Source organism: Ruminococcus flavefaciens, assembly GCF_900119075.1.
Lineage (GTDB): Bacteria > Bacillota > Clostridia > Oscillospirales > Ruminococcaceae > Ruminococcus > Ruminococcus flavefaciens_Q.
In genome coordinates, this window is the sequence record NZ_FPIP01000010.1 from 66,820 (window position 1) to 93,498 (window position 26,679).

A 26,679-nucleotide genomic window follows, 5' to 3' on the forward strand; every position below is an offset into this window, starting at 1 on the left:
GGAGGCGTTCAGATGAACAAAGTCTTACAGGTAAAGGACCTGTGCAAAACATATATAATCAAGAAAAACAGCAACAACGTGCTGAGAAATATAAACTTTGAGCTCGGCGAGGGCGAATTCGTCACCGTCATGGGACCGAGCGGAAGCGGCAAGTCCACCCTGCTCTACACCGTCAGCGGCATGGACGAGATGACCTCGGGCAAGGTCAATTTCAACGGACGTGATATAAGCTCTCTCAACAAAAAGGAGATGTCAAAGCTCCGCCTTACGGAAATGGGCTTCATATTCCAGCAGATGTACATGATGAAGAAGCTCTGCGTGTTCGATAATATCGTGCTCCCCGCCTATCAGTCGGGAATGTCGAGAAGCGAAGCCAACAAACGCGCCGAATCCCTTATGCGCAGGCTGGATATCATTGAGACTGCCGAGCATGAGGTGAACGAGGTCTCAGGCGGACAGCTCCAGAGAGCCTGCCTTTGCAGAGCCCTTATCAATGAGCCCAAGGTCATATTCGCAGACGAGCCCACAGGTGCCCTCAATTCAAAGGCTGCGGCAGACGTAATGCGCGAGCTTGTGGCTGCAAACCGCGACGGCACAAGCATAATGATGGTAACTCACAGCATAAAGGTAGCAGCCATGAGCGACAAGGTGCTGTACCTCATGGACGGCGACATACAGGGCGAGATAGAGCTGGGCAAGCTCACAGACGAGGCTGAGCTCTCAGGCAGGGAGCGCCGTCTGGGCAGCTGGCTCATGGAGCGCGGCTGGTAAGGAGAGTAATATGAAAAAGAACAGATTCTTCCCTATCCTTGCTGCCGCCGCCCTGACATTATCGGCAGCCGCAGGCTGCGGACGCAGCGGCTATGACGATTTCACATTTCCCGAGCAGGGACCGAGCACTCTCCGCCCCGTATCAGACATCTACATCGACAATCACTATGAGGGTACAGCTCCCACAAAGGAAAGGACAGTCAAGACCGTAAAAAGCGACGACGGTCTATGCGTTATCGAGTGCAAGGACAGCTACTTCGACGTAACTCTCGACTACGAAAAGGGCACTCCCCAACAGGTGGGAGCAGCCTACGGAAAGACCATTCTCCTTGCCTATCCCGATTACAGCGAAATGTGCGAGGGCTACCTCTATGAGAACATAAAAGCCGCCTTTTCTCATCTAAACGGTGATTATTCGGGAATAAAAAAGCGCTCCGACGCTTTTTACAGCGCTCTCCCCGAGGACTACAGGCAGGAGCTTGACGGCTTTGCAGGCGCAATAAGCGGCGATTCCGAGGGCTTCACCGAGGACGGGATCATCAGCTGCGACGAAGCCAAACTTTTGCAGTTTATACCCGATGTACTCAGAAATACCGCCTGCAGCGCTCTATCCGCCAACGGAAATGCCACAGCTTCGGGCGAGCGCATCACCGCACGTCTCCTTGAATGGCAGCTGGGCACCGAAAACCAGATATGCAAAGCCCACACCCTTGTGCATATGAAGAACGGCGAAAAGAGCTTCACTTCCCTGTCCTATCTGGGCTTTCTCACCATACTCACCGCCGTTAACAACGACGGAGTAATGCTTGGAGAGCTTGACGTGGGCAGCGGTTATATGGTAAAATATACCTGTGAAAACAAGACCAGCTACACCTACGGCATGAGATATGCCCTTGAGAACTTCACTACCGCAAGAGAGGCGGCGGAGTACCTCACGGAAAACGCCTACAGCTATCCCTACAGCGTCAACGTTATTGCCACAGACAAAAACGAGGCTCTCGTTGCGGAGCTCTTTACAGTACGCGACGACCAGAAGCCCGAACCCAGTGACGATCCCGATGAAGAGGAAATACAGATAATCGGCGCTCCCCTGATACGCGACAGCTCTTCAGAGCTCCACAGGCAGTACACATGGGAGGACAGCAATTACATCTGCGCAGTAAACTGCTTCGTCACAGCGGATAATCTCAGGGGTATCGATCGGGATGAAAACAACCTCATCAGGTGGCAGCGCTACAAACAGCTCTTCTGCGGCAAAAAGGATATCACCATTGACCGCTTCAAGGAGCTCATGACCTGTGAGAGCACCGACAACGACCTTGACCGCATACGCAGTGACGGACTGGTGCATATGTTCATAGCAGACTACTCCACTGAGACAATGCAGGCTGTACTTACAGGCGCAGACGGCGTGGAGGACTCACCCGAGTTCATAGACTTAGGCAGCTGGAAATGATACTTACCAAAGGACATGAAAACCTATGACCGACATTCTTATTATCGAAGACGATCCCGAGCTCGGTCAGCTCGTACATGATTTTATAATAAAAGAGGGCTTCTCGGTAAGGCTTTGCGAAGCTGCCGAGGAAGCCCTTGTGCTACTTAATGAGGAGGATTTCCGACTGGTGCTGCTGGACGTTATGCTCCCACGTATGAACGGCTACGAGACCTGCACTGCCATACGCAGCAGCCGCGATATACCAATACTTATGATGAGCGCCATAACCGATGAGGACAGCAAGCTCCTCGGCTATGAAACAGGCGCTGACGACTACATCGACAAGCCCTTTTCGGTAAAGGTTCTCACCGCCAAGATAAAGGCTCTCATTAAGCGCAAATCCTCCGATACAGAAAGCAGTACCGTCAGCTGCTGCGGCATAGTCCTCGATCCGAATTCCCGTATAGTAACCCGTAACGGCAAGGAGCTGAAGCTCAACGCCAAGGAGTTCGAGCTGCTCCGCTATCTCATGGAGCACAAGGGCGAAGCCGTCAGCAAGGAGCAGCTTTTCAACGCCGTATGGGGCACGGACTGCTTCACCGAGCCAAGCACCGTCAGCGTTCATATACGCTGGCTCCGCGAAAAACTGGAACAGGATCCAAATTCCCCACAGCTCATACGTACCGTGTGGAAGGTGGGCTACAAATTCGGTGACAGCCCATGAAAAAGGTTATCCGCACACTGATGATAATAACCGCGGTATTCGCGGTGCTGATAATCGGCTTCAATATCGGCTTCGGAAATGTCATGAGAAATCAGATGAAAAGCCGTAATGTTGCCGTCAACAGGATAAACCAAGAGATATCCGACGCTGCCGCGGAAAGCGAAGCTTCTCCGTCCGAGATAATCAGCGATAGAAAAGCAGAATGGCAAAACACCTACGGAAACAGCGCTCCCGAGAGCATAGTTTTTATCCCGATAACAAGCAGTGACAGCGTGTTCTACACTTCCGTTGACAAACGCTGCGCAGTTTGCAGTATTTACGGAAAAGACGGCAAGCTCACAGGCTTTGTGCAGTACGCCTACTCCGACGATATCTTTCAGCGCATAAAGCTTGCAGTGAATATCATGCTTATTGTTTGCTTTGCCCTCCTCACAGGAGCTGTACTGTTCATTCACTTTGCAGTTTTCAAGCCCTTCCGCAGGCTTTCCGACTACCCCGAGAGACTGGCGCGGCTCCGCGATATACAGAAGCTCCCCGAGAGCAAGAGCCGATATTTCGGCAAGTATATCTGGGGTATGAATATGCTTACGGACGTCCTTGCAGCCAGCAGCCACAGGATACATATCCTTGAGGGCGAACACCAGAAGCTTGTGAGCTCAATTGCCCACGGCGTAAAGACTCCCGTGGCGAATATACGTCTTTACACCGACGCAGTGAGAACGGGGCTTTACTCAGATACGGGAATGTCCTCGGATATAGCCGATAAGATAGACAGCAACACCGCCAAGATAGAATCAATGGCGGCGGAGCTTATGACCGCTTCTGAGGCAACAAACGACGGCTATGATATAGAAAAGAGCTTATTTCCTCTTTCGGAGCTTGCAGACCTTATCCGCAGCGAATATACGGACAGAATGGCGCTTCTGCGCATACCCTTTACTGTGGAATGCGAGGGCTCGCCTATCATGGAAAGCGACAAGTACGCCCTGTACCGCGCGGTTAGCCAGCTCCTTGAAAACGCACTGAAATACGGCGACGGCAGCGGCATTACGGTTAAGCTTATGAAGCAGGACGAGGCTTTCAGCATATCCGTCCGCGACATGGGCGAGCTGCTCCCCGAGAACGAGCTGCCCTACGTGTTCAGAAGCTACTGGCGCGGCTCAAACGCCGCAGACAAAAACGGCTGCGGCATAGGACTTTACGTCGTCCACGAGACCGCAAAGGCACTGGGCGGCAGCGTCCATGTGCGGCGTATCGAGGAGACCTCGGAAATGGAGTTCGTGATTTTTATAGAGCAGTGACGAAAGCCGTAAGGGTTTACCTTATGGCTTTTTTAGTTATCAGTGCATAGTGATCAGTAATTAGTGAGTAGAAAGTAGTAGGGGCGGATATTATCCGCCCGTGAATAACGAAATAACTTCAAATAGCCATGTGTAGGGGGCGATGCCCACATCGCCCCGTGTGTATTCGGTACAATTGGTCGGGCTGATGTGGGTGACTCCCTACAGTGTAGGGAGATGTCAGCAAAGCTGACAGAGGGTACGGGTGCTTGTTAAGCATCAGCCCCTACAAATCGGTAATCGAACTTTTATCTCGAATTACGGGCGAACACTGTTCGCCCCTACAAGCTAACGGCTAATTCTCAATTCTAAACACCGTATTGACAGCAGAAAAAGAATGTGCTAATATAAGTATGTAACGAGAAATTTGTCAAAATAATAAAATATCTGTCGAATCGTAACACTTGGACTTACCTGTCCGATTGTTTCTTATGAAAGCTTTAAACCGCGCAGATACGCTTCTGTGCAAAGGAGGATAAAAATGAAAAGGATATCAAAGATAACTCTCATACTTATGGCAGCCGCTTCAATGACAGCCTGCGGCAAGGTCGGCGAGCGTTCAAGTCTCCCCATTCCACAGCAGCCTGCGGCAACTGTCACCGAAGCAGCCACAGGCACATCTGCCGAGGAGTCCACGACTGCCTCTGATACCACAACTACCGCAGCTGCTGACAGCTCCGAGACTGTGACCACAACAGCCGCAGACACAGAAGCAGCTACAGAAGCTCCTGCTGCAAATACTGCCGCTGGCAGCTCTGATAATACCGCAGCCGCACCTGCTCAGCAGCAGAGCGCTCAGACTTCCTCATCAAGTGATAATTACGGTCCTGCACCTGTGCAGTATGATGACTCGCGTCTCACCTACATAAACGGTGTGCTCATTGCAAACAAGAGCTACAGCCTGCCTGCGGACTTTGCTCCCGGACTTGACTCCACCTGCTATAATCAGTTCTGCAAGCTTTCAAACGCAGCCGCTCAGGAGGGACTTAACATCTACCTTTCATCGGGCTTCCGCTCATATGATTATCAGGCTCAGATATACAATAACTACTGCGCCCGTGACGGACAAGCCGCCGCAGATACATATTCCGCTCGCCCGGGCTACTCCGAGCACCAGACAGGACTTGCTATCGACGTAAACCAGATAGATGACAGCTTTATCGGAACTCCCGAGGCTATATGGCTTGAGAACCACTGTCACGAGTTCGGATTCATACTCCGCTACCCACAGGGCAAGCAGGACATCACAGGCTATCAGTATGAATCATGGCATATCCGCTACGTAGGAACAGACCTTGCAACTCAGATACACAACAGCGGACTCACACTTGAAGAATACTTCGGAATCGATTCTTACTATCACTGATAAACCCACGGGCGGCAAGAAATACTCTTGCCGCCCTGTTTTTATGCTCCCCCTCCCTCACAATTTAAATGAACTTTTGTAAGTATCATGCTGAACATCAGACACAATATGTCAATTTCAGCATTTTTCTATGCAATATAGCTATTTTTCATTGACATACATATATATTAGTGTTATACTGTTATTATGGATATTATATCCAATTCATTATGGGAGGAGTAATGTACTATGGGAAAAATGAAAAAACTGTCTAAGCTTACCGCAGGTGTTCTCAGCTTTGCACTGGCTATGGGAGCTGTGGGAACATTTCCGCCGTGCGTCAGTAGAAATCAGGCTTTGGCTGCTGCCCCCGGATATGCAAGCGAGACCGCATATGAGGTAACGATACCTGACGCTTATATCAACAGGATATACACCTATGACGATGCTGAAGACCTGTCACAAGCCAGTATTTTAAGGCTTACTGTTATTCCTAAGAAAACCGACTATTACGATTATTACGATGCTATTGAGATATCTTTGTACTCTCCTTATATCAGAAGCAATACACTGGACGAGCTTGACACGGAGTTATATGAAAAATGGGACAGCACTATCAGATACTGTGATATGTTCGGTCAGGACGACATCGTTACGCTGAAATTCACAACCTATGATAAGGAACAGGCTGACGCTTTGAAGGCTGAGCTTGAAAAAAAGGGCGGCTACTGGGGCAGCTCATCATCATCAAAATATGAATTTGAAATGGACTTTATCTCGGGCGTAAGAGGTCTTGGTATACACTATTACGGCGATATCAACGACGACGGAGTTGTGGACAGCTTCGACTCTATCACCTACAGAAAACAGCTTGCAGGAACTCTTAAAACCGAGCTCACAGAAATACAGTTACTCAACGGTGATGTAAATATGAACGACAAGATAGACGAGGAAGACTTTAAATTGGTACAGGACTTCCTCCTCGGAAGAGCCAAGGAGATAAACGGCGCAGGCGAGATAGGCAGCGTCCGCCTTGACAACACCGTTGATGTTAAGGCTTCCGAGGGCAAGGTCACTGACGCTGAGTTTGCTGCCGCTGAAATGAAATTCGGCGTGGATATACTGAAAAACAGCTTCGATCCTACAAAAAAGGACGAGGAGAATCTCCTTGTATCGCCGATGTCTATATCAGCTGCCCTTGCTATGACTGCAAACGGCGCTGACGGCGAAACAAAGGCTGAAATGGAAAAAGTCCTCGGCAACGGTCTTACTCTTGACCAGCTCAACGAGTATATGGCTTACTACATAAGCAAGCTGCCAAACGAGAAAAAGCAGAAGGTAATGCTTGCGGATTCTATCTGGTTCAAGGATAAGGAAACCTTCAAGGTATATGACGAGTTCCTTGAAAAGAACAAGAAGTTTTACAATGCAGAGCTTTACAAGGCTGCCTTTAACGATGATACAGTCAAGGACGTAAACAGCTGGGTAAACAGGAATACTCAGGGCATGATACCCTCACTCCTCAAAAACGGCGACCTTACGCCTACAGATGAAAAGGAAATACTGATGATGCTCATCAATACCCTTTACTTTGAGGCTGAATGGTCTAACCCGTACACGAGTTCAAGAAACGAAAAGTTCACCGACCTTAACGGCGATGAGCACTCTATTAAGGCAATGCACAGCCAGGAGCGCTACTACTACGACCTCGGTGACGCCGACGCTTTCAAGAAGCCCTATGCAGGCGGCAAATACAGCTTCGTAGGTATTATGCCAAAGGAAAAGGATATCGTAAGCTATGTAAAAGACCTTGATGCCGAGAAGCTCTTTGAGGGACTCAAGGAATATGAGGATCCAGAAAAGATAGAGCTCAATGTTATGATACCAAAGTTCAAGTATCAGTACAGCAAATCAATGACTAAGGTACTTATAGATATGGGTATGCCGACTGCATTCGACTGGCGTAATGCTGACTTCTCGAAGATAAACGACCTTTCAGTTGAGGGAGCAGATCCCCTTTACATCGACGATGTTCTCCACAAGACCAAGATAGAAGTCACCGAAAAGGGCACAAAGGCAGCTGCTGTAACAGCTGTTATGATGGCAGCAGGCTGCGCTATGCCGGAGCCAAAGAAGGTAATCAATATCTACCTCGATAAGCCATTCGTTTATATGATAGTTGACGAGAACAACGTCCCGCTGTTCATCGGCGCAGCTACTCAGCTCGAAGAGAAATAAGCGGTATCTGAATACCGCTGAGTCAACTTTTTTACTGATGTAAAATTTATGTTTTATTATCGGGGGAAACCTTTCTGAGGAAAGGTTCTCCCCCGAACCCCTTTCCAAAGACTTTTATCTGTTTTTTTCTCAGATAGGGCGCTCCTGCTTTTTACAGGGCTTTTTTATTATATAGAGCGCCCTATCTGAGAAAAAACAAAACGAAAGTTTTAGGGAGAGAGTTTGAGAGTGACTCCCCGCAGTGCGGGGAGATGTCACGCAGTGACAGAGGGGACGTCCTCCGTCAGAGGGCCCCTTTTTCAAAAGGGGTTCTCTCAATAATAAGCATAAACTCTCTACATAGGTATCAAGGTCGGCTCAGAGGTGTTTCAGGTATGGCTTATCACTCGTCAAGCACGAATACCGAGCCGCTCATGCGGTATGGTTTATCATTTACAAATACATTGCCGAAATACCAAGAAGAAACGTTCTCGCAGAGTGACATATACACGTCCTTGGTAATAAATGCAGAAGCTGTATTATACAGTGGTATAAGGTTTGTATTTTTGGCATTGATATTTGCGTTTGCATTCTGGACCATTACATCAACAGACTGCATAACGTCACTTGCAAACATCATACTCTTATTGCCGCCTGATGTGGAGCTTGAACCGATATACACCAATACCGTTTCCTCGTCCTCGGTCAATGTATTTACAGCCTTGCAGATGATGTACTTGTCGCAGAGATTTGCCGCAACATACGGGCTGTCGGAACTGTTTACTCTATAGGCGCTGATAATCATTGTATCAGTTCCGATCTTTTCAAACTTTATAACAAGCTTGTTTGCTGTTCCCGAAGGTCCTGCGATATGATAGCTTGTTGTTCCGAACATGATACCTATTGAGGTATAATTGCTGTTGCCGTTATAAACATAGATACCGAATCTTCTGTCCTCATCTATACAGAATTTTGTTCCGTTTGTTACTGTCTCAACAGCCGTCCAGTTCCATGCATCCGTCATGTCGGCAACGATAGTCTCATATGCACTGTGAGAGCTTGAATATGCCTTATCTATAACTATTGTTCCCATGTATTATTCCTCCTCTATTGTTCCTGTGATCATACTCACATAGTTATTGAAAAGGGCGGTCATATTTCCTGCGGCAAAAGAGAATCCGCCAAGCTCTGCTTCGCCGATATACTGCTTTACCTTGCCCTTTTCATCATAGACAAAATACACCTTGTCAGCGTCCTTTTCGGCAAGATCATCAAAGTCCTCCTTGCTTATCTGTTCAAAGGAAAGACCGTTGAGACGCTCCTCCGAAAACACATCGGAGCTGTCAGCCTTTGCAAGCAGTCTGTCTATTTCAGGACCGCTGTAGGCTCCGCGATAAACTGCCATTATGTTCCCTCCTTAAGAAGATACATCTCGGTGCTGCTTGTGCAGTACCTTTTGTTTTCTGTGGTAAAATAGCACCTGCGGATACAGGATCGGTCGGTCAGAAGCTTGACCAGCTTGAATGTTTCATAAAGACCTTTCATTGATACTCCTTTCTGTAAATGGATTTTGATGTGAAGCTTTGGAAACGCTTTCATATATACTCCCAAAAGCGCATTTTTTCAATGCGAACACGTTGAATTTCAGAAAAATAATTTTTCGATTCGTAGGAACAAACAAAAACGCAGTTGGCTTGCCAACTGCGTTTTAAGCAAATATAACAAAGATTTTTTATAGGGGCGGATATTAGGCTGCTCTCCTTAGCGGAAAAAAGTGGGCTACCGAGTCGTAAAGTAACGGCTCATATTGGGTAACCTGCGAATCCGCCAAAGGGGGCTCCCCTTATCCGCCCCTGCTTAGTTTTTCTGTAAATATGATTCAGCTGTCAAGCTCTGCGATAAATTTTCTCATTTCTTCTTCTATCTTTTCAGGTTCGTTTTCTGCTACATTATGTCCGCAGTCAAGCTGTATTACCCTCGAATCTGTAAGACCGTCTGAATAGTCGTTCATGGCGTCTATCCATAGCTTTCCGCTTGTTTCCTTGCCGTCAGACAGGAAAAGCAATGTAGGTATATCGGGCTTATCAGCGGAATTTATCTCGTCGATAGCGTCAGCAAGATGATCTCCCTCATCTGCTACGTCCTTGTTAGCAAACTTTCTGAAAGCAAGTGCCTTGTATATATCCTTTTCGCGGTCTGAAAAACTCTGAGAAACATTATTGTCTGTAAGAATGAGTCTTCCGACACCTGATTCCCTGAGGAATTTATAAAAAAGCTCCATACCCTTGTCATCGTCATTAAGGTTTTCTTCTGTATAAGCCTTTGGAGTGCTCATATCCAATCCAACTATCGCTTCAACTTCATCGGGATACTTCTGCGCCCATAAAATAGCTTCTATTCCCGACATAGAGTGCGGACAAAGTACATAAGGGGCTTCTATGCCTGCCTTTTTCAGAGCTTCTCTGTCCTGACGAAGCAATGTGTCAAAATCCCTGTCACCGTCCACAACATCACTGAATCCGTAGCCGAATTTCTCTATGACCGCTATTTTATAGGTATCGCTCAAACGTCTGTACAGCGGACTGTAATCAAGTATCGGCGAGACCATTCCTGCGCCTGCCATAATGACGATAGTGTGTTCACCCTCGCCCTCGGTGTAGATACTCATATTATGCCCGTCTACCTCAACCATTTGTCCCAATGGTTCAAGATACTTCTTCTCTTTGTTAAGCATTATCCTGTGATAAACAAACATTATCAGCAGAAATACCAGAATTATGATAAGCAGACCAAGAAAAAACTTACCTATGATTTTTAACGCTTTTTTCATATTACAATATTCCCTTCAACGGTAAATAATGACCTGTACGCACAGGAAAAACGCCTGTTATTCAATCTATATCATCTATATCATGTTCGTTTGCTTCTGCGCTTTCAAGATTGGCTATCTCTGCGCAGAGCTTTCTTGTAGTCCCGTTGTCAAATTCAATGGTAACTACTGTGTCGCCCCCCAGCGGCAGTGTGTCGGTGACCGTTCCTGTGCCGAATAACCGGTGTCGGACACGGTCGCCTTTTTTTATTTTTGTGTGGTCAAGCATGGCTTTCAGCGTGAAACATTATAGTTTACCGTCTTTGAGCCTACGCCTGTATCTATATCTATTTTGTACTTGCTGCCGCTGCCCACAAAGTCGCTCTCGGGATTTGTGAGGTTTACGACTATCTCGCCTACGCCGCCGTCAATGTCGATATCGCCGTTTACTGTGCCTGTGAAGTTCAGCTCGCCTACGCCCTGATCTGCGTCCAAGCCGCCGAGAACTGCGCTTGAAACGACTACCTCGCCTGCTCCGCCGTCGATATTAAGCTTGCTGCTGCACTTGATGCCATTTACAGTTACCTGACCTGCTCCGCACTCAAGATTGCCTTCCTCACAGTCGATATCCTCTAATGTAACATCGCCTGCTCCGCAGTCAACTCTGAATTTGCCGCACTTAAAACCAGCCATATCTGTCTCGCCTGCCCCAAGGTCGAGAACAAAGCTTTCGTACTCCTTATCAGGGAGCTTGATATCTACAACGGCATTGTTGCTATCACTGCCGTTGAGCCAGCTCGGAAGCATATAGAAGTGTATCTTCTTCTCGGAAAACTCAGTTGAGAATGTATCGCCCCTGACGCCTGCTGTAAAGCCCTCGGGCACGTTCTTAGCCTCTACATATATCTTGTCGTCATTGCTCTTGCTGACTGTAAGGTCTGCCCAGCCTATCTCAAGGTTGAACCTCTTTACGTCAGCTGCGCTGTAGCTCTCGCTGAAATCCTTTATCTTTGCGTATTTCTTGACATCGGTATTGTTGAAAAGGATAATTCCGATAACCAGCAGTGCTATGCCTACCAGCACGAATGATATCCATACCCAGTTGCCGCCGCTCTTCTTCTGAGGAGCTGCTGCCTGAACTTCCTGTGTTACCCCATTATTATTCTCATACATTTTCTTTTCCTCCCTTTTTGAATAATCCGCCTACCCATGTGAAAAGCTTCTTTATGCCTCTTCCGCAGGCAGGGATCGCTGCTCCGAATACAGGCTTGCAAAGAAGAATCACAAGTCCTGTGATGATAAGTCCTGCACCTAATGCCATAAGTGCTACTGACGGCGCTTCAAACAGCGCTGCGATACCGCCTACGATAAGACCGATACCTGCTGCGATGAACGCAAATATCAGTGAGAAGAGCACTACGATAATTACGAAAAGCATTACTACTGCCACGATAAGTACAGGCAGCCATATGGGGAATGTGAGCACTCCGATGATAATGCTTGCTGCTATCGCTCCGCCCGAAGGCTTTTTCTTCTGCTGCGGCTGAGGTGCCTGCGCAATGTTCTGCGGTACAGGCGGCGGAGGCGGTGTGATACCGCTCTCGCGGAGTATATTCACTGCTACGTCCTCGGGAGCTCCCATAGAAGCGGCAGTCTCCTCTTCCTTGCCGAAGCCTGCGTCCATGAATACTTCCTCATAATATGTAAGCGCGTCGTTTATATCCTCGACAGGCATTCCGCCTCTTTCAAGGCTGTTCCTTAATCTGGTAAGAAATTCAAGTTTGTTCATTGCTTTCAGCTCCCTCATTCAATAAAATACTGTCTATTTTCTTCTTGTGGCTCCGCCATTCCTCACGGTACTCCTCCAGTGAATCATTGCCCTGCGGCGTTATTCGGTAGTACCGCCTGTTCCTGCCCATGAACTCCTTATCATAAGTTTCAAGGAGCTCGCCTTTCTGCAAGCGTCTGAGGACGGGATACAATGTTGATTCCGAAATATCCACAGCCTTTCGCAGATACTGGGTTATCTCATAGCCATAGGTGTCGTTGTTCTGAACTATTGAAAGCACCATAGCGTCGAGAAGCCCTGCGTTGATAGAAAAACCCATAGTCATTCTCCTTTCATATTCAGTTATGCTGCTTGAACTTGTTTTGCCTGCAATATTTTATTGACTCCAATATTCAAGCTCTGACAATATTATACGTCGTATAATATTGTTTGTCAATACAATATTGTGATTTTTTAGTAACATTGTAGAGTTGCACAGTGAGAAGCTGATTTCACTGTGCTTCACATGGTAAATATTAACAAAAAGCAGTAAAAATGTAGGGGCTGGCGTCCCCGACAGCCCGTTAGTCTCACTTTATTTATGGGACGTCGAGGACTTCCAACAGAAGCCGCGACCATCTGTCCTTCGGACATCTCCCTACACTGTAGGGAGTCACCGTCCCCTACAATGTGGTTATTTCATCGGCGCCCCTATAATGAAAAAAGGAAGCTTTCGCTTCCTTTTTTCTGTGTATTACTTTATCGCTTCAAATGCTCCCTCTATATCCTCTTCTTCTATAGTATATGTGCCATTGTCAAAGTCGAAAATATAGTGTCCAAGCTCTGCACGTTTATTTGTGTTCAGCTCTGAGATGTACGCAATCGCCTTTATACCGCTGCCTTCGCCTTTCAGATTGCAAATTATAGCTGTTCCCGGGTCTAAGATACCTATCATTTCATTTGATGTATTACCGTTTCCTTCAAAAACAAATTCCACTGTCGAACTGCCGTTTACAAATCCTGTATCATGTGGAACTACAAATTTGTAGGTTATTTCACCTGCGGTAAATCCGCCCTTAGAAGTAAATAGGGTTAAATTTTCTCCCGACACTGCCTTAGCTCCTGCTTTCGGATACTGTTCAACTACTGTGCCCTGCGGTTCATTGGAAGGTATCTCATAAGTGTATACCTTAAAGTTCTTGTAGCCTGCCATAACGGAAGCGTCCTCAGCCATTTTTCCGATATAATCATCTACTGTGACGTTCTCCCCCTCTGAACCCATGCTTACATATAGTGTGACTGTATTGCCCTTTCTTAGCTCTGTTCCTGCTTTGGGCTCGGTCTTTACAACATAGTCGGGCTGTACTTCGGTGCTTTCTATTTTCACAACTTTGTACTCAAATCCAAGTTCTCTCAGCTCCTGCTTTGCAAGATCAGCTTTCTTATAGTACAGATCAGGTACAGAAAATCCGTCTTTGCTACCCATATGCACATATTTCCATACAGCGCTGACAGTATCATCTTCCGAAATATCAGCAATATCGTACAGATAAATATCGGGCTCCAATTCGATAGTATTAAGGAAACGGCTTATTACTTCGCTGCCGCTGTAAACCTTTGGTTCATCATTGCTGCTCTTATAGTACCTGATAGAGTTGTCCATAAGGCTTACGGAAAGCATATACGGATCACCGTTATTATAGATGTACAGCATAATGTACTCGCCGTCAGGCATCTCTGCGTTCTCAGGCTCCTCCCATGAGAGCTTGTCGAGCCATGAAGTAAGCTCCGAGACCTGCCCGGGTTCAAACTCAATAGCCGCAGGTGCTATTGCAGGACTTATCATGCGTACTCTGTCGATCTCTCCGAATGGGTAATTGCTTTCGGCAGCTTCCTGCACCTGAGAGTCCTCACCACTTGCAAAATGATTATCTGCACCCTTGTTTCTTGCAAGGAAATAGCCTCCCGTGCCAAGTCCTGCCACCAGCGCCAATGCGGCGGCTGCGGAAACTATCTTATGCCATATGGGCTTTTTGTATTGCTCAACGCCTGATACTTCATCGGCATGAGCTTCATTACTTTCGTTTGTTCTTTCATTATATATCTTTTGGCTCAACTTGAACATCCTTTCCTTTTCTTCGGGTGAAGCAGGACAGTCAGCAGCAATGCGTTTTATTTCCTCGTCGTCTGCCATTTCAAAGACGTCAAGACCGAGTTCCTTATCGTTCATATATTTCACTCCTTTATTCCAAGTTTTTCCAGCTGCTTTCTGAGCTTGTCCAGTGCCCTGCCGCTGCGCACGCGGACGTTTTCGGGCGTCATTGATACAAGCTCGCCTATTTCCTTTGAACTGCGGTCAAAGAAATACTTCTGCATGATTATGGTGGAATCCGGCTCGCCAAGCCGCTCTATACAGCTTAGAAGCGTACTGCGGAGCTCCCTGCGCTCAACGGTCTCCACGGTGTTGTCGGGAGCTTCGATATCCGCGGCTTCTTCGCTGTCGACCGAGACCGCAGGCACAGACCGCCGCGTAATGCGATTAAAGACGTTTATTGCCTTACGCCGCGCAACAGTCCCCACAAATCCCGAGATATCACCGTTTCCAGCCTTATTCTCCTCGTAATATATGTATATGTCCGAGAAAACGTCTCCCACACATTCCTCAATATCCTCGCGGCTTGCACAGCTTCGGAGCTTGCTGAAAATTATGGTATAGACATAGCTGAAATACTGGTCGAATATGGCTCTCTGAGCCTTTTCTTTCGATTCACGGGCTGCATTCTGTAGTTCTTCATTTGTCATAGTTCATCACCTCTTGTAAAGCTTTAGCAATGCATTGTGTTGGCTTTCATACTATCTATTCACTTGCAGCATGGACTGCGTAACACTCGGAGAGATATTTTTTTGTTTTAACAATAAGTGCCGTGGGGACAATAAAAAAGGCATAAAGAAACCCTTTATGCCTTTTTCAGGAATAATTCCGCTCACCTATCTATTAGCCGTCGTTTTCAAATACCAGTTTTTCTCCGTTATAAACTATATCAAACAGAGTCTTATCTATCATCATGCGGTCACGGTCCATATAGTCAAGAATATTTATATCAGTATCTACTTTAATATGTACCTCGGCTTCGTTATGGTGGATAGTGGTATCCTTCGTAAAGCCGCCTATGCCAAGAGCCTGCCTGCCCGATACTGTAATTCCCACTGCTACTCTGTCAAGAGAGGTATTGGTACAGCCCTCAAGTGCCGCGAGAGCAGAACAGCGCTCGCCGTTTATAGTTATGAAGCAGCTGGCTTCTCTGATAGCAAACTCTGTCTTTTCGCCGTCAAGAGTTCCTATACCCACAAGCTCGGTGCCTGTCATGAATACCTTTATCGAGGTCTTGAAGATAGTGATGAAGTCGCTCTTGCCGATAGAGCCTATAGCCGTTCCTCTTGCGGAATTCATCTCCATGCCGATATCACAGTCGTGTATCACCATGTCGCTCTCGGCATAAAGAGCTCCGATGCCTACGTTGACGTCGCCCTGTACATTAAGTCGGTACTGACCTGCGTTGATGTTGATAACGCCGCCGTTTCCCGAACCTATGGCAACTCCCTTCTCGCCGTCTGCATTAACGGTTATTCTGCCCGACTGCTCAAAGGTTATATCGCCGTGCCACAGTCCTGCTCCGTTGCCTATGCCGTAGAATTCCTTGCCGTTTACGTTTATTTCAAGCCTGCCCTCGCCTGCTATGGTGAGCTTTGAGGACTTGGGAACACGTATTCCGCCCATATCAAGCTTGTTATCGCCGCAGAGCACAAGCGTTACTTCGTTGTCCTCTCCGATATCTATGCAGGGCTTGTTCTTTATACTGTTGAGCCATGCGTTTTCAAGAGTTATCCTGCCGCTGTAGCCCTTTCGCGTTTCTATGCGTATCTGGCTGTCAAGCTCTGAGCTGCCCTCGATACTGATATCGCCGCTGCCGTTTGAGCCGATAACTATGCACTTCATGCCCGACTGCATAAGCCTTTCGAGGATTATGCGCTCGGAAACATCGGCAATGTATATCTGCTGTCCGATACCGTCCTCGCGCTCCTGATGATAGCGCTTTATCATCTGCTTTATCTCATCGGGGATAGAATCAATTATCTCAGGAGCAGGTCTTGCCGTAAAATAGCCCTGTATCAGGTCTGCGCCCAGAAGTATGACAGTGTGGAGCTCCTCGGCAGTCTCAACTCCCTCTGCAAGAGCAAGTATCTCGTTTTCATGGCAGAAGTGGATTATTTCTCTTACAAAATGGCGCTTTTTCGGACTGTTCTGGATATCAGTCAGCAGCGAACGGTCTATCTTGACAAAGTTCGGCATATAGCGCAGAAGATTTCCTGCATTGGAATATCCCGAACCGTAATCGTCGATAGCCATTTTTACGCCCATATTATGGTATCTCTCCTTGAGGGACTCAAGGCTCTCGTCGTCTATCTCGGACTGCTCTGTCATCTCGACTACAGCCATATCCGAATGCTTGAGAAGCATTTTGGTAACTTTTCTGAAATCCTCCGTGCTCATTTTAGCTTCGGGGATACTGTTTATGAATACCGACTTGCCGAAGAAATCGTCCTTTCTCACGTCTATTATGCCGAGAACATTGAGGAAAGTACCGCGTTCAATATCGGGAAGTCTGTTGACAAGCGAAGCGTACTTCAATATATGATAAGGAGTCAGCTTCATATCGCTCTTAGGTCTCATAAGAGCCTCATAGGAGAATATTTCGCCGTCCTTTGCACTTACGATAGGCTGGAAATAGTAATCAAAGAGATTTTCATCGATAATACGCTCTGTTTCCTGTAATTCTGCCAGTTCATCCTCGGAAAGGTTAGCCAGTTTATGGTCTGTGCCGCTTCTTTTAAGAGTGATGAGCATTTCAGCGAGAGTATCCGCGTCGTCAATTACTGCATTTTCCATATCGCCGCTGTGTTCACGGCGGAATCGCTCGATAAGCGCCGTTCTATCGCTGTCCGTTGAGACTTCTTTGAGCTCGCACAACAGCTTGTGTATCCACAAGCAGTCATTGCTCTTTTCAGACATGGTACTCCCCCCCTTTACTTACAAAATACAGCTTTGTACATATTATATCATTTTTTCTTTTAATTTTCAACCCATTTAAACAAAAACATCTAAAATTTACAATCAATTAAAATTTTCAAAAACTTCATCAAAGCTCTTCCGCCGTAAAAATCAGTTCTCGGGCGGCGAAAACGCAAAGGAGCCGCTGAAAGGACTACAAGGACACAGTTCCAATAGTAAGCAATGCGCCCGTGTTCTATTGAATATGGCAATACAATATTCAAAAAAATCCTGACAGGTCATGCTCCGAACATATACGACATATTCTTTACTCTTGATTCTCTTGCGTATCAAGCAGGGGCATACGATAAACGCCCGATTTGTTTAATGTTTACATTAATAAAAAAGGCGGCAATGCCGCCTTTTTTATTACGGTTCGCCGCCTTAACTTTTTAATCTGTTTGATTGCAATGCAAATGTTGTTTTACGATAAATAGTCTCTTACATTCAGGCTTTCTTCTGTACGCTGTTCTCCGTCTGTTATTCCCTGAACGAACTCGGTAACATATGCTTCGCCTGAAACAGGATCAATGTAATAGCGTACGAAAGCGGTATGAATACGGAACGAGCTGAACTTAAAAAACTTCTGAAAATCGTAAATACAGGTGATACTATTATATCAACAGAAGTAAGTCGAATTACAAGAAGTACAAAACAGCTTTGCGAAATAATCGAACTTGCTAAAACTAAACATCTGAAACTGATACTTGGAACTTTTATCGTTGATTGCAGCCGAGAGCTTGACCCTATGACAGAGGGAATGCTAAAAATGATGGGCGTTTTCAGTGAACTTGAAAGAAATATCATAAGCCAACGTGTAAAAAGCGGAATGGAAATGCAAAAGCAAAGGGAAAACAAATTGGATGTCCTTCAACTACAGCTGATAATATCCCGAGTATCTTCTATAAACACTATCCCAAATATAAAAAAGGAGAGCTGAATAAAAAAGAATTATCACGCCTTTGCTCATTGTCATATCCAACCATTTACAAGTATCTAAGTATAGTAGAGGGATAATATATTAGTCAGTAACTGCCTTTCAAAAAACGGTAATAGAAAAGGCGATATGCTATATTCAAAAGAAATAGGCGTAAAGTTATAAAACTCTACGCCTATTTTTTACTGTTTACAAACCACAATGTTATGGCAAAACCATGGCAATAATAGAAAGGGTTTGTATAATATTCCTGTGGTGGAGCATAGGGGACTTGAACCCCTGACCCCCACACTGCCAGAATAGAATGATTTAATTTCATTATGTTGCTCACAGTTCACAAGTCCCGATATTTAGCCATTTTCAAACAGCAGCTATTCCATGATTTGTATCAAATACATATCTAATTTTATTGCAATAACGGAAAAATAACGGAAACGATTTATCATTCAGAATTTCTAAACTTACTCGTTACCTACACATTATCATCGATAGCATCTGGCTCTCACAGTTTTGGCTGTGAGAGCTTTTTTTGTACACTCTTTAAAACGAATGGCCGCCATTGGCAGCCATCATGTTATAACGTTGATTTTGTATGCTCCGTAGCTTTCATAGAATACAGTCATTACATTTCATTCAGGGCATGCTTCACACATATCACACCGACTGCGATTGAAGCCAAAGCCAACAAACTCAAAAAAATATACATTTCCGGATTATGCACGGTTTCACTTTTAAGTATCGCTTTACCTGTATCCGGATTGACCATAATCGCCACTTCTTCGCCATTCTGATAAGATCTTGTCAGACCTGTTTTCACAATTTTTCGCTGCTGAGCGGAATCTGTTTCATAACTGATCGTGATTGTGTAATATGTTTTTTCTCTAAATCTATGTAATGGAGCTGGTTGTGTCCTCTGATATGATTCGCACTGCTGTACAGTTCCGGTCACTGGTACTGTATACAGCTTTATATCCCTAGATGTTTCATGATAAAGTATAATCGTCGACAACATTAAAAGTGCAGCAAGAAAGAATAATGCAATTCCTCTTATGATCTTGCCTTTCGGTGTGATTATTCTCAGTGCAGAATGCTCCTTTCTAATGTATTGCCGTCATCAAGGCGGTATCCATTTAATCTTATACTATATAAAATCATTATATCACAAATAGTTAGTCAGGTCAACAGTTATTTGGTAAAGCGTTATTGATAAGAAAATCCCATGAGGATTCATATCTTCCTCATGGGATTCTTTTATACATCCAAGAATTTCTCTATAACAACCATAATCTCCTTAAGGCGCTTATCACCGATACCTTTGATTTTGCTCAGTTCCGCTTCAAGAGCCGGAAGATCAATTGTTTTCACCTGTTCACCGAGCAGCTCATCTCCGTACTGGAGAATGAATTTTGTAAGCTTCTCGCGGTTCATTTTCTTGATCTTTCGGTAAGTATCACTGTCGATAATCTCTTTCTGTACCGTATATAACTCCTTTTTCGTTTCTTGTAACCTATTATACCATATCGCCTCTACAAAGTAAATACGTGAAATAGCCAAATAAATCCACAGCGCCTCATATGAGGCGCTGTTATACTTATTATTTCTTTTTCATATATTCTACCATTGACATCGGAGTGCCTTTTGTAGTCGATACATATGCATAGTACGCAAGAATATTTGATGCGTCAACAGCATTAATCAATCCGTCATGATCAACATCGGCAGCAAGCTTCTGCTCCTCAGTATATCCACCTTCCTGATTTGTAGAGATCATAGCATAATATGCAAGAACACTTGAAGCGTCGATCGCATTGATCTTTCCGTCATTATTCACATCTCCAAGTGTATAGGTTACAGGTTTTACTGGAGCTGTTGTCGTTGTTGTGGACAGAGTTGTATCAGTGTTCGTATTCATAACAGTTGATGTCGTAGTCGTAGTTGTAGTTGATGTCGAAGTAGTGGTCGTGGTTGATGTAGTAGTCGTTGTTACAGTAGTATTAGGTTTTGGCGCTTTCGGATTTTTAGTAAAATATCCTGGTTTACCATTTCTGTCTACGCAGGCATATTCTGAATAGTATATTCTGTCATTATATTTGGTTCCATTGCCACCTACAATACTTTTTGAATCGATGAACATATATATGTCATCCTCGTTGTATTCAAAATCATTATTTGCATAGATAGTCTTTAAGACGGGACAGGATCTGAACATACTGAACGCAGTGCAGTCTGCTGATTTCACGAAATTTGAGATATCTACTGTCTTTAATGATTTACATTCTCTGCACATATCCTGCATAAGCTTAACTTTTGATGTATCGAAGCGTGAAAGGTCAAGAGTTGTCAGTGATGAACACTGATAAAACATTGCTGTCATTGTCTTAACATTTGATGTGATAAAATTTGAAAGGTCGACAGATGTCAAAGCGATACAGTTATTAAACATATTTCCCAGGGATGTGACTTTTGAAGTGTCAAAACTTGAAACATTCACTGATCTCAACGCTGTACAGCCAAGAAACATTTCAGACATATCTGTTACATTTGAAGTATTAAAGCCCGAAAGATCAATAGTAGTAAGAGAAGAGCAATTTCTGAACATTGCGTTCATTTGTTTTGCATTGTTAGTATTAAAGTTTGAAAGATCGAGTTCCTTCAATGATTTACATCCCATGAACATTCTTCCAAAGTCCTCAACTCGTGAAGTATCAAAGCCTGAAAGATCAATATCTGTCAGTGCAGGACAATTTGCGAACATTTGTCCCATATCTTCTATATTTGACGTATCGCACCCTGTCATGTCAATTTTTTTCAGAGCATCGCAGCCGGAAAACATACCTCCTGTAGAATGAACATTTGAAGTATCGATACCTGATAAGTCAATATCAACCAATGAACTGCAGCTGCCGAACATTCCTCCTATATCCGTTACATTAGACGTATCAAAGTTTTTAATATCTATTGACCTGAGTGCCGAACAGGTTGAAAACATACCTTTCATATTAGTAGTTTTTGATGTATTGAACTTTGATACATCAATAGATGTTAAAGTTTTACACCCGGCGAACATATTATTCATTTTAATAACATTTGATGTATCTAATCCTGTTACATCAAGAGATTCCAGAGCAGAGCACCATGCAAATGTTTTATACATACTGGTGACGTTTGATGTATTAAAGTTGGAAATATCGAGCTTTTTCAGAGATGTGCAGTTAAAAAACATAGAGTCCATATTAGTTACCTGGCTGCTGTCAGCATTTTTCAGGTTTATTTCAGTTGCTTTGAATTCACTGAATAATCCGCTGCAGTATGCAGGGAGAATTGTTCCCTCTTTTGCTATTACGGTCTTGACTTGTTCGTTTCCTTTGTATTTCTGCACTTCATTAAGTTTAACATTACCTGATAAATAAAGAGTACCGGTTACCGCATCAAAAGAAACTGTTGCTTCAGATTGATTGTCTTCTGCAACAACATTAAATGGTTTGATAGAATGATTTAATGCCGGTATAGCACTGCATGGCAGAGTAACAGCTATGAGATATGAAATTATCTTTTTAAAATCCATAATATATTTTCTCCTATTCGATATCTAAGAATTTCTCTATAACGACCATTATCTCCTCAAGGCGTTTACCGCCTATACCTTTGATCTTACTAAGCTCTGCTTCAAGAGCAGGAAGATCAATGGTTTTGCCCTGCTCTCCGAGAAGCTAATCACCATATCGAAGAATGAACTTTGTAAGCTCCTCTCGGTTCATTTTCTTGATCTTTCGGTAAGTATCCCTGTCGATGATCTCTTTCTGTCCCATATATAGCTCCTTTTTTCGTTTCTTGTAACCTATTATAACATATTGCCGATACAATGTAAATAGAAAAACAGAACCTCCACAAAGGCGGTTCACATTTAATATTCTTAATTTTGTATACTCGCAACACAGAAAAAATATTCAGGAGGATCCCGATCAAATACAACTGGATTCCGTTATGCCTTGGAGTAACAGCAGTGATGTCAGTATAGTGCTTAGAGCTTAGTTTGTCACTACAGGGTTATGTTGAAATGCTTTTGTCGAGAATATGCAATATTACGTTGAGTTATTGTGCATAGAGCAAAATAGCTTAATATTATTGATTTTTTCCGCTATATGTGGTATAATATAATAATTAATTATACACTTACGAGAAAATGGGAGGTCATTATATGAAAGCAAAAAAGTTTTTGGCGGCGGTGCTGGCTTGCAGTATCATGTGCGGAGCTACGACAACTATAGGTGCATATGAACAGAACAGCTATTTTGTGGCGGCTGCGGCGGATATTGTAAACAGCGGTAAATGCGGAGAAAACGCTGTTTGGACGTTAGACAGCGAAGGAACACTGACGATCAGCGGAACAGGCGAAATGACGAATTATTTTTCTAATGAATCACCATTTTATGATAATGATAATATCAAAAATATCGTTATTGAGGATGGAGTTACGAGCATTGGCGATAATGCCTTTAGACAATGCTTAAAACTTATTGAAATATCTATCCCTGAAAGCGTAACAACTATTGGATATGATGCTTTTTGGGCTACACATCTGAAAAGCATAACTATTCCTGACAGTGTTACATATATTGGGGATGGTGCTTTTATGTATTGTTCAAACCTGACCGACATAAAACTTCCTGTCAGCGTAAAAGAGATTGAGATGAGCACTTTCAGTAATTGCACAAAACTGACATCAATTACAATACCGAACAGCGTAACAACAATTGATACATGGGCTTTTGAATACTGTATAAGCCTGACTGATATAACTATTCCTGAAAACGTTGATATTATTAGAATGGAGGCATTTGATCGCTGTAAAAGCCTTGCCAGAGTAACGTTCTCTGGCAGTGTAGGATATATTGGAGAGGCGGCTTTCCGTGAATGTACAAGCCTGACCGATATAACTTTTTCTGACAGCGTAACAACTATTGGAGAAGATGCTTTCAGAGAATGTACGAGCCTTACTGACGTAACACTTCCTGCCGGCCTTGAAAGTATCAGAGAGGCGGCTTTCCGTGAATGTACAAGCCTGAAAAACGTAACGATTCCTGACGGCGTAAAAAAGATTGAATCGTCTGCTTTTTGGGGCTGCTCAAGCTTGAATGGAGTAACTATTCCTGACAGCGTAATCAGTATCGGATCGTATGCATTTTATGAGTGCTCAGATCTGACAAGCATAACAATTCCTGAAAGCGTGACAAGCATTGGAAACACTGCTTTTGCTCACTGTACAAGCCTGACTAACATAACAATTCCTGACAGCATTACATATATTTATTCTGATACTTTTGCTGACTGTGATAAACTTACTATCACAGGTTATATAGGCTCTTGTGCAGAGAAATATGCTAATGAATATAGTATTCCGTTTATAGCAATATCAGATGTCACTACACCCATAGTTACTTTAGCTGGTGACGCAAACTATGACGGTTCTGTTGATATGGCGGATGCCGTATTAATCATGCAGGCTCTTGCAAATCCAAATAAATACGGCATAGGCGGTACAGCAGAGCATCATCTTACGGAACAAGGCAAGCTTAACGGTGATATGAACGGTGACGGACTTACGGTCGGTGATGCTCAGGCGATACAGAGTAAACTGCTCGGTTTAGAGTAAGATTTGAATATTAGCAATTCAATAATTAGTTTTATTGCAGCCTGTAGAAAAACAGGCTGCTTTTGTTTTCACCCTTTTTAAGTATATAAAAATGAGGCGGCATAAAGTCGCCTTCAAATTATCTTTTCCTTACATTGCAATGAACTCCGTCGGCGATTTATAATACTCCACAGCCTTCTCGAATACCATATTAGTCAGTGCTTTCTCAGCTATAATACATGGATTTCCGTTAGGACGTATCCAGTCCAGTACGTTATCCTTATCCAGTATAAGCGACATACGATCATGGATATCTCTTACAGCGCCTTCTGCTTCTTTGGTGAGCACAGAAAACATAGGCACCTGCATATCACAATGCTCCTCATAACGATACTAAGCGAAATATTAGCTCCATGTCGAAAAGTAGCTATGTTTATCCAATTATCATTCATTACTTTTACCTCCAAATTATTATTCCGGATATACATTTAGCTATATCCAATATAACAATATATATATAAAAAAACGGTTTTCTCGGATATTCAAACAATATATTGAAGCAAATAGAAGTTAATTTCAGCCTAATTGCACCGCGTTTTGGGTGTATAAATCAAGAATACTTCACTGTCCAATAAAAAAATAAGCTGCCCATTACGGGCAGCTATTATCATTTTATTTCAAAAAATCTTCTATGCTTTTCTTCGTTGCATCATTAGTTGTCGAAGTGTATGCATAGTATGAAAGAATACACGAAGCATCAACTGCGTCTATTTTTCCATCATTATTAACATCAGCTGAAAGCTTCTGAGTATCATCGAATCCGCCGTCCTTATTAGTAGAAATATTGGCATAATATGTAAGAACTTCAGATGCGTCAACAGCATTTATCTTTTCATCATCATTGACATCACCGAGCGTATAAGCAGGATAAGTAGTATATATCACTACAGGTATGACCTTTGAGTCTTCAACTTTCCATCCATTACCAAGAGCAGCAGCAAGTTCATCTGGAGTCATGTCTCCGACAACACTACCAGTACGTCCAGCATCTGTGTACTTGTAGCTGTTTATTATGTTTACTGTAACGCCTGTACCATGTCCCATTGGATCAACGCCTGAGCATTCTGTAAATTTGCCGTTTTCAAGACAGTTGCTAACAGTATGTGTTCCACTATCATGACACCAGCCATAAATACCGCAGGCAGTACTGGACGCGCCCTTTATCTCACCAGAAAACAGACAATTACTAACTGTTGTATCCGAGGTATATGCATGACCTATTATGCCTCCGCAATGAGAGCTGTTTGTTGTAATTGTTGCTGCAACAACACTGTTTTCTATAGTATTGACAGATCTGTTCCATAGAATACCGACAAGTCCTGAACAGTGCATACCGCCTGTAATTGTTCCTGTTACCTTTAGATTACGTATAGTTGCGTTGTTTACGTTACAGAAAGGAGCTTCATAGCCTCCGCTTCCTTCGATTTTTACATCAAGAGTATGACCGCCGCCGTCAAACATACCGCTGAAAGCATTGCCGCTCCAGTCACTTGATCCCATATACTTATGTTCAAGAGTACCAACCATTTCAGTTACTCCTGAAATATCAGCTGTCATTACAGCACAGGCAGAGGTATTTGCACCGCTGTTTACGATATTTACGAATTTTTTGTAATCCTCAAGTGTAGCCAGCTGATAAGGATTCTTTTCAGTACCCTCACCGAGCATTGATGTACTTGTATCTATACTGCTGTCCCATTCGCATATGAAGCCTGTTTTATCAAGTCCGAAAAATTCGCCGTCGTCATCTGTGTCTCCCCAGGAATATGCAGGACCGGACGGCAGTCTAATTCGGTGTATTTCCACATGATATCCTTCATATGCATTGTCTGGTTGACCTTTTGCCCAGTTAGTATACGTAGTTTCCTCTCCGGTAACCCATTTGAATTCAAGGTCATAAACAGTTGCTCCGATCCAGTACACATCCATATTGCCGTCGCTAAGAAGTGATTCTATAAATGTTTGTTCTTCTGCCGAGGTGATAGTCACAAGGTGACCGCCCTGCTCTTGACAGAATTTATTTGCTTCACGCCACATAAATGTTGTTTCTGATGTTGCATCAAATCGCTGGTAGGTATGTCCATTAAATTCATGCTTTTCTCCTGCTCCATTGGTAACAGGACTATCCTTCGATTCTGCATATGATGATGTAATGTTTACCAAGCTTGAGGATAATGTGACAGCAAGTACCGCCGATAAAAGTCTGTTAAATTTCATCATAAAACCTCCTGTGCTCAAATTAGAGCTTTGTTTATAAATGAATTTTAACATGTCTAAAACTTGAAAAGCAATATTTTGTTCAATAATTTACAAGGATTTCATAATTATTGTCACTTTCTACAATCAGGAGCAATTTTGTTTGTATACAGTACGAGCATCTGTTCAGATTAAATTACGTTTGAAAAATGAAGTCTATATTATCGTGCATATAACCTTTTTACTCAGTCCTTTTGGGATAAAAAAGCTTTCTGAAGCAGTTATTGTTTTCTATCCCATCAGCATTCTGATGATCAGCTTCTGTCTCAAGC

Annotated in this window: 24 protein-coding genes; 8 read left to right on the plus strand and 16 right to left on the minus strand. The window is 43.9% G+C overall.

Annotated features, from left to right (window positions below; translation table 11 throughout):
* The first annotated feature begins 12 nt into the window (after positions 1–12).
* The 6 genes from BT105_RS12900 (at position 13) to BT105_RS12925 (ending at position 7,856) form a co-directional block, all read left to right on the plus strand.
* Entirely contained in the window at positions 13–771 is a 759-nt protein-coding gene (locus tag BT105_RS12900) for an ABC transporter ATP-binding protein (protein WP_072301120.1), read from the plus strand.
* A gap of 10 nt (positions 772–781) precedes the next feature.
* A complete protein-coding gene (locus tag BT105_RS12905) occupies positions 782–2,227 on the plus strand; it encodes a C45 family autoproteolytic acyltransferase/hydrolase (RefSeq protein ID WP_072301121.1) in 1,446 nt (481 codons plus the stop codon).
* 25 nt (positions 2,228–2,252) lie between these two features.
* Complete coding sequence (locus BT105_RS12910; protein ID WP_028515729.1) at positions 2,253–2,933, plus strand: response regulator transcription factor; 681 nt, start codon at positions 2,253–2,255, stop codon at positions 2,931–2,933.
* Positions 2,930–4,234, plus strand: coding sequence for a sensor histidine kinase (locus BT105_RS12915; RefSeq protein WP_072301122.1), 1,305 nt, complete (start codon positions 2,930–2,932; stop codon positions 4,232–4,234). Before BT105_RS12910 ends, BT105_RS12915 begins: the two co-directional genes overlap by 4 nt.
* Positions 4,235–4,754: 520 nt before the next feature.
* Complete coding sequence (locus BT105_RS12920; protein ID WP_072301123.1) at positions 4,755–5,639, plus strand: M15 family metallopeptidase; 885 nt, start codon at positions 4,755–4,757, stop codon at positions 5,637–5,639.
* Positions 5,640–5,867: 228 nt separating this feature from the next.
* On the plus strand, positions 5,868–7,856 hold the full coding sequence (locus BT105_RS12925) for a serpin family protein (RefSeq protein WP_072301124.1): 1,989 nt from the start codon (positions 5,868–5,870) through the stop codon (positions 7,854–7,856).
* Between the two features lie 382 nt (positions 7,857–8,238).
* On the opposite strand, the gene BT105_RS12930 is transcribed toward BT105_RS12925, so the two are convergent.
* The 11 genes from BT105_RS12930 to BT105_RS12975 form a co-directional block, all read right to left on the minus strand.
* A complete protein-coding gene (locus tag BT105_RS12930) occupies positions 8,239–8,928 on the minus strand; it encodes a hypothetical protein (RefSeq protein ID WP_072301125.1) in 690 nt (229 codons plus the stop codon).
* Positions 8,929–8,931: 3 nt separating this feature from the next.
* Positions 8,932–9,240, minus strand: coding sequence for a hypothetical protein (locus BT105_RS12935; protein ID WP_072301126.1), 309 nt, complete (start codon positions 9,238–9,240; stop codon positions 8,932–8,934).
* On the minus strand, positions 9,240–9,380 hold the full coding sequence (locus BT105_RS15125; protein ID WP_177243990.1) for a hypothetical protein: 141 nt from the start codon (positions 9,378–9,380) through the stop codon (positions 9,240–9,242). The genes BT105_RS12935 and BT105_RS15125 overlap by 1 nt, the downstream gene beginning before the upstream one ends.
* 334 nt (positions 9,381–9,714) lie before the next feature.
* Positions 9,715–10,665: an alpha/beta hydrolase gene (locus tag BT105_RS12940; protein ID WP_072301127.1), complete on the minus strand. Its 951-nt coding sequence runs from the start codon at positions 10,663–10,665 to the stop codon at positions 9,715–9,717.
* 61 nt (positions 10,666–10,726) lie between these two features.
* Entirely contained in the window at positions 10,727–10,933 is a 207-nt protein-coding gene (locus tag BT105_RS12945; RefSeq protein WP_028515277.1) for a hypothetical protein, read from the minus strand.
* A 5-nt stretch (positions 10,934–10,938) separates the two neighbouring features.
* Entirely contained in the window at positions 10,939–11,817 is an 879-nt protein-coding gene (locus BT105_RS12950; RefSeq protein WP_072301128.1) for a DUF4097 family beta strand repeat-containing protein, read from the minus strand.
* Complete coding sequence (locus tag BT105_RS12955) at positions 11,810–12,433, minus strand: DUF1700 domain-containing protein (protein WP_028515275.1); 624 nt, start codon at positions 12,431–12,433, stop codon at positions 11,810–11,812. Before BT105_RS12955 ends, BT105_RS12950 begins: the two co-directional genes overlap by 8 nt.
* Positions 12,420–12,752, minus strand: coding sequence for a PadR family transcriptional regulator (locus tag BT105_RS12960; protein WP_024860438.1), 333 nt, complete (start codon positions 12,750–12,752; stop codon positions 12,420–12,422). Before BT105_RS12960 ends, BT105_RS12955 begins: the two co-directional genes overlap by 14 nt.
* A 414-nt stretch (positions 12,753–13,166) precedes the next feature.
* A complete protein-coding gene (locus tag BT105_RS12965; RefSeq protein WP_072301129.1) occupies positions 13,167–14,642 on the minus strand; it encodes a PASTA domain-containing protein in 1,476 nt (491 codons plus the stop codon).
* A gap of 5 nt (positions 14,643–14,647) precedes the next feature.
* Positions 14,648–15,214, minus strand: coding sequence for an RNA polymerase sigma factor (locus BT105_RS12970; RefSeq protein ID WP_072301130.1), 567 nt, complete (start codon positions 15,212–15,214; stop codon positions 14,648–14,650).
* A 193-nt stretch (positions 15,215–15,407) separates the two neighbouring features.
* Entirely contained in the window at positions 15,408–17,483 is a 2,076-nt protein-coding gene (locus BT105_RS12975) for an EAL domain-containing protein (RefSeq protein ID WP_072301131.1), read from the minus strand.
* 592 nt (positions 17,484–18,075) lie between these two features.
* Here BT105_RS12975 and BT105_RS12980 point away from each other — a divergent pair.
* Complete coding sequence (locus BT105_RS12980; protein WP_072301132.1) at positions 18,076–18,462, plus strand: recombinase family protein; 387 nt, start codon at positions 18,076–18,078, stop codon at positions 18,460–18,462.
* A gap of 619 nt (positions 18,463–19,081) precedes the next feature.
* On the opposite strand, the gene BT105_RS12985 is transcribed toward BT105_RS12980, so the two are convergent.
* The 3 genes from BT105_RS12985 to BT105_RS12995 form a co-directional block, all read right to left on the minus strand.
* Positions 19,082–19,471 carry a hypothetical protein gene (locus BT105_RS12985; RefSeq protein WP_072301133.1) on the minus strand — a complete coding sequence of 130 codons (390 nt, stop codon included), beginning with the start codon at positions 19,469–19,471 and terminating at the stop codon, positions 19,082–19,084.
* 239 nt (positions 19,472–19,710) lie between these two features.
* Positions 19,711–19,887 (minus strand): hypothetical protein, encoded by a 177-nt coding sequence (locus tag BT105_RS15130; protein ID WP_177243991.1) that lies wholly within the window; start codon positions 19,885–19,887, stop codon positions 19,711–19,713.
* Positions 19,888–20,053: 166 nt separating this feature from the next.
* On the minus strand, positions 20,054–22,024 hold the full coding sequence (locus BT105_RS12995) for a BspA family leucine-rich repeat surface protein (protein ID WP_072301135.1): 1,971 nt from the start codon (positions 22,022–22,024) through the stop codon (positions 20,054–20,056).
* Positions 22,025–22,657: 633 nt separating this feature from the next.
* Between BT105_RS12995 and BT105_RS13005 the strand changes: the two genes are divergently transcribed.
* On the plus strand, positions 22,658–24,112 hold the full coding sequence (locus BT105_RS13005) for a leucine-rich repeat protein (protein ID WP_072301136.1): 1,455 nt from the start codon (positions 22,658–22,660) through the stop codon (positions 24,110–24,112).
* Between the two features lie 129 nt (positions 24,113–24,241).
* Here BT105_RS13005 and BT105_RS13010 read toward each other — a convergent pair whose 3' ends face one another.
* Both BT105_RS13010 and BT105_RS13015 read right to left on the minus strand, forming a co-directional pair.
* Positions 24,242–24,460, minus strand: a complete 219-nt coding sequence (locus BT105_RS13010) for an SOS response-associated peptidase family protein (RefSeq protein ID WP_072301137.1) — start codon at positions 24,458–24,460, stop codon at positions 24,242–24,244.
* Positions 24,461–24,763: 303 nt separating this feature from the next.
* Entirely contained in the window at positions 24,764–26,371 is a 1,608-nt protein-coding gene (locus BT105_RS13015) for a lectin-like protein (RefSeq protein ID WP_177243992.1), read from the minus strand.
* Positions 26,372–26,679: the final 308 nt, after the last annotated feature.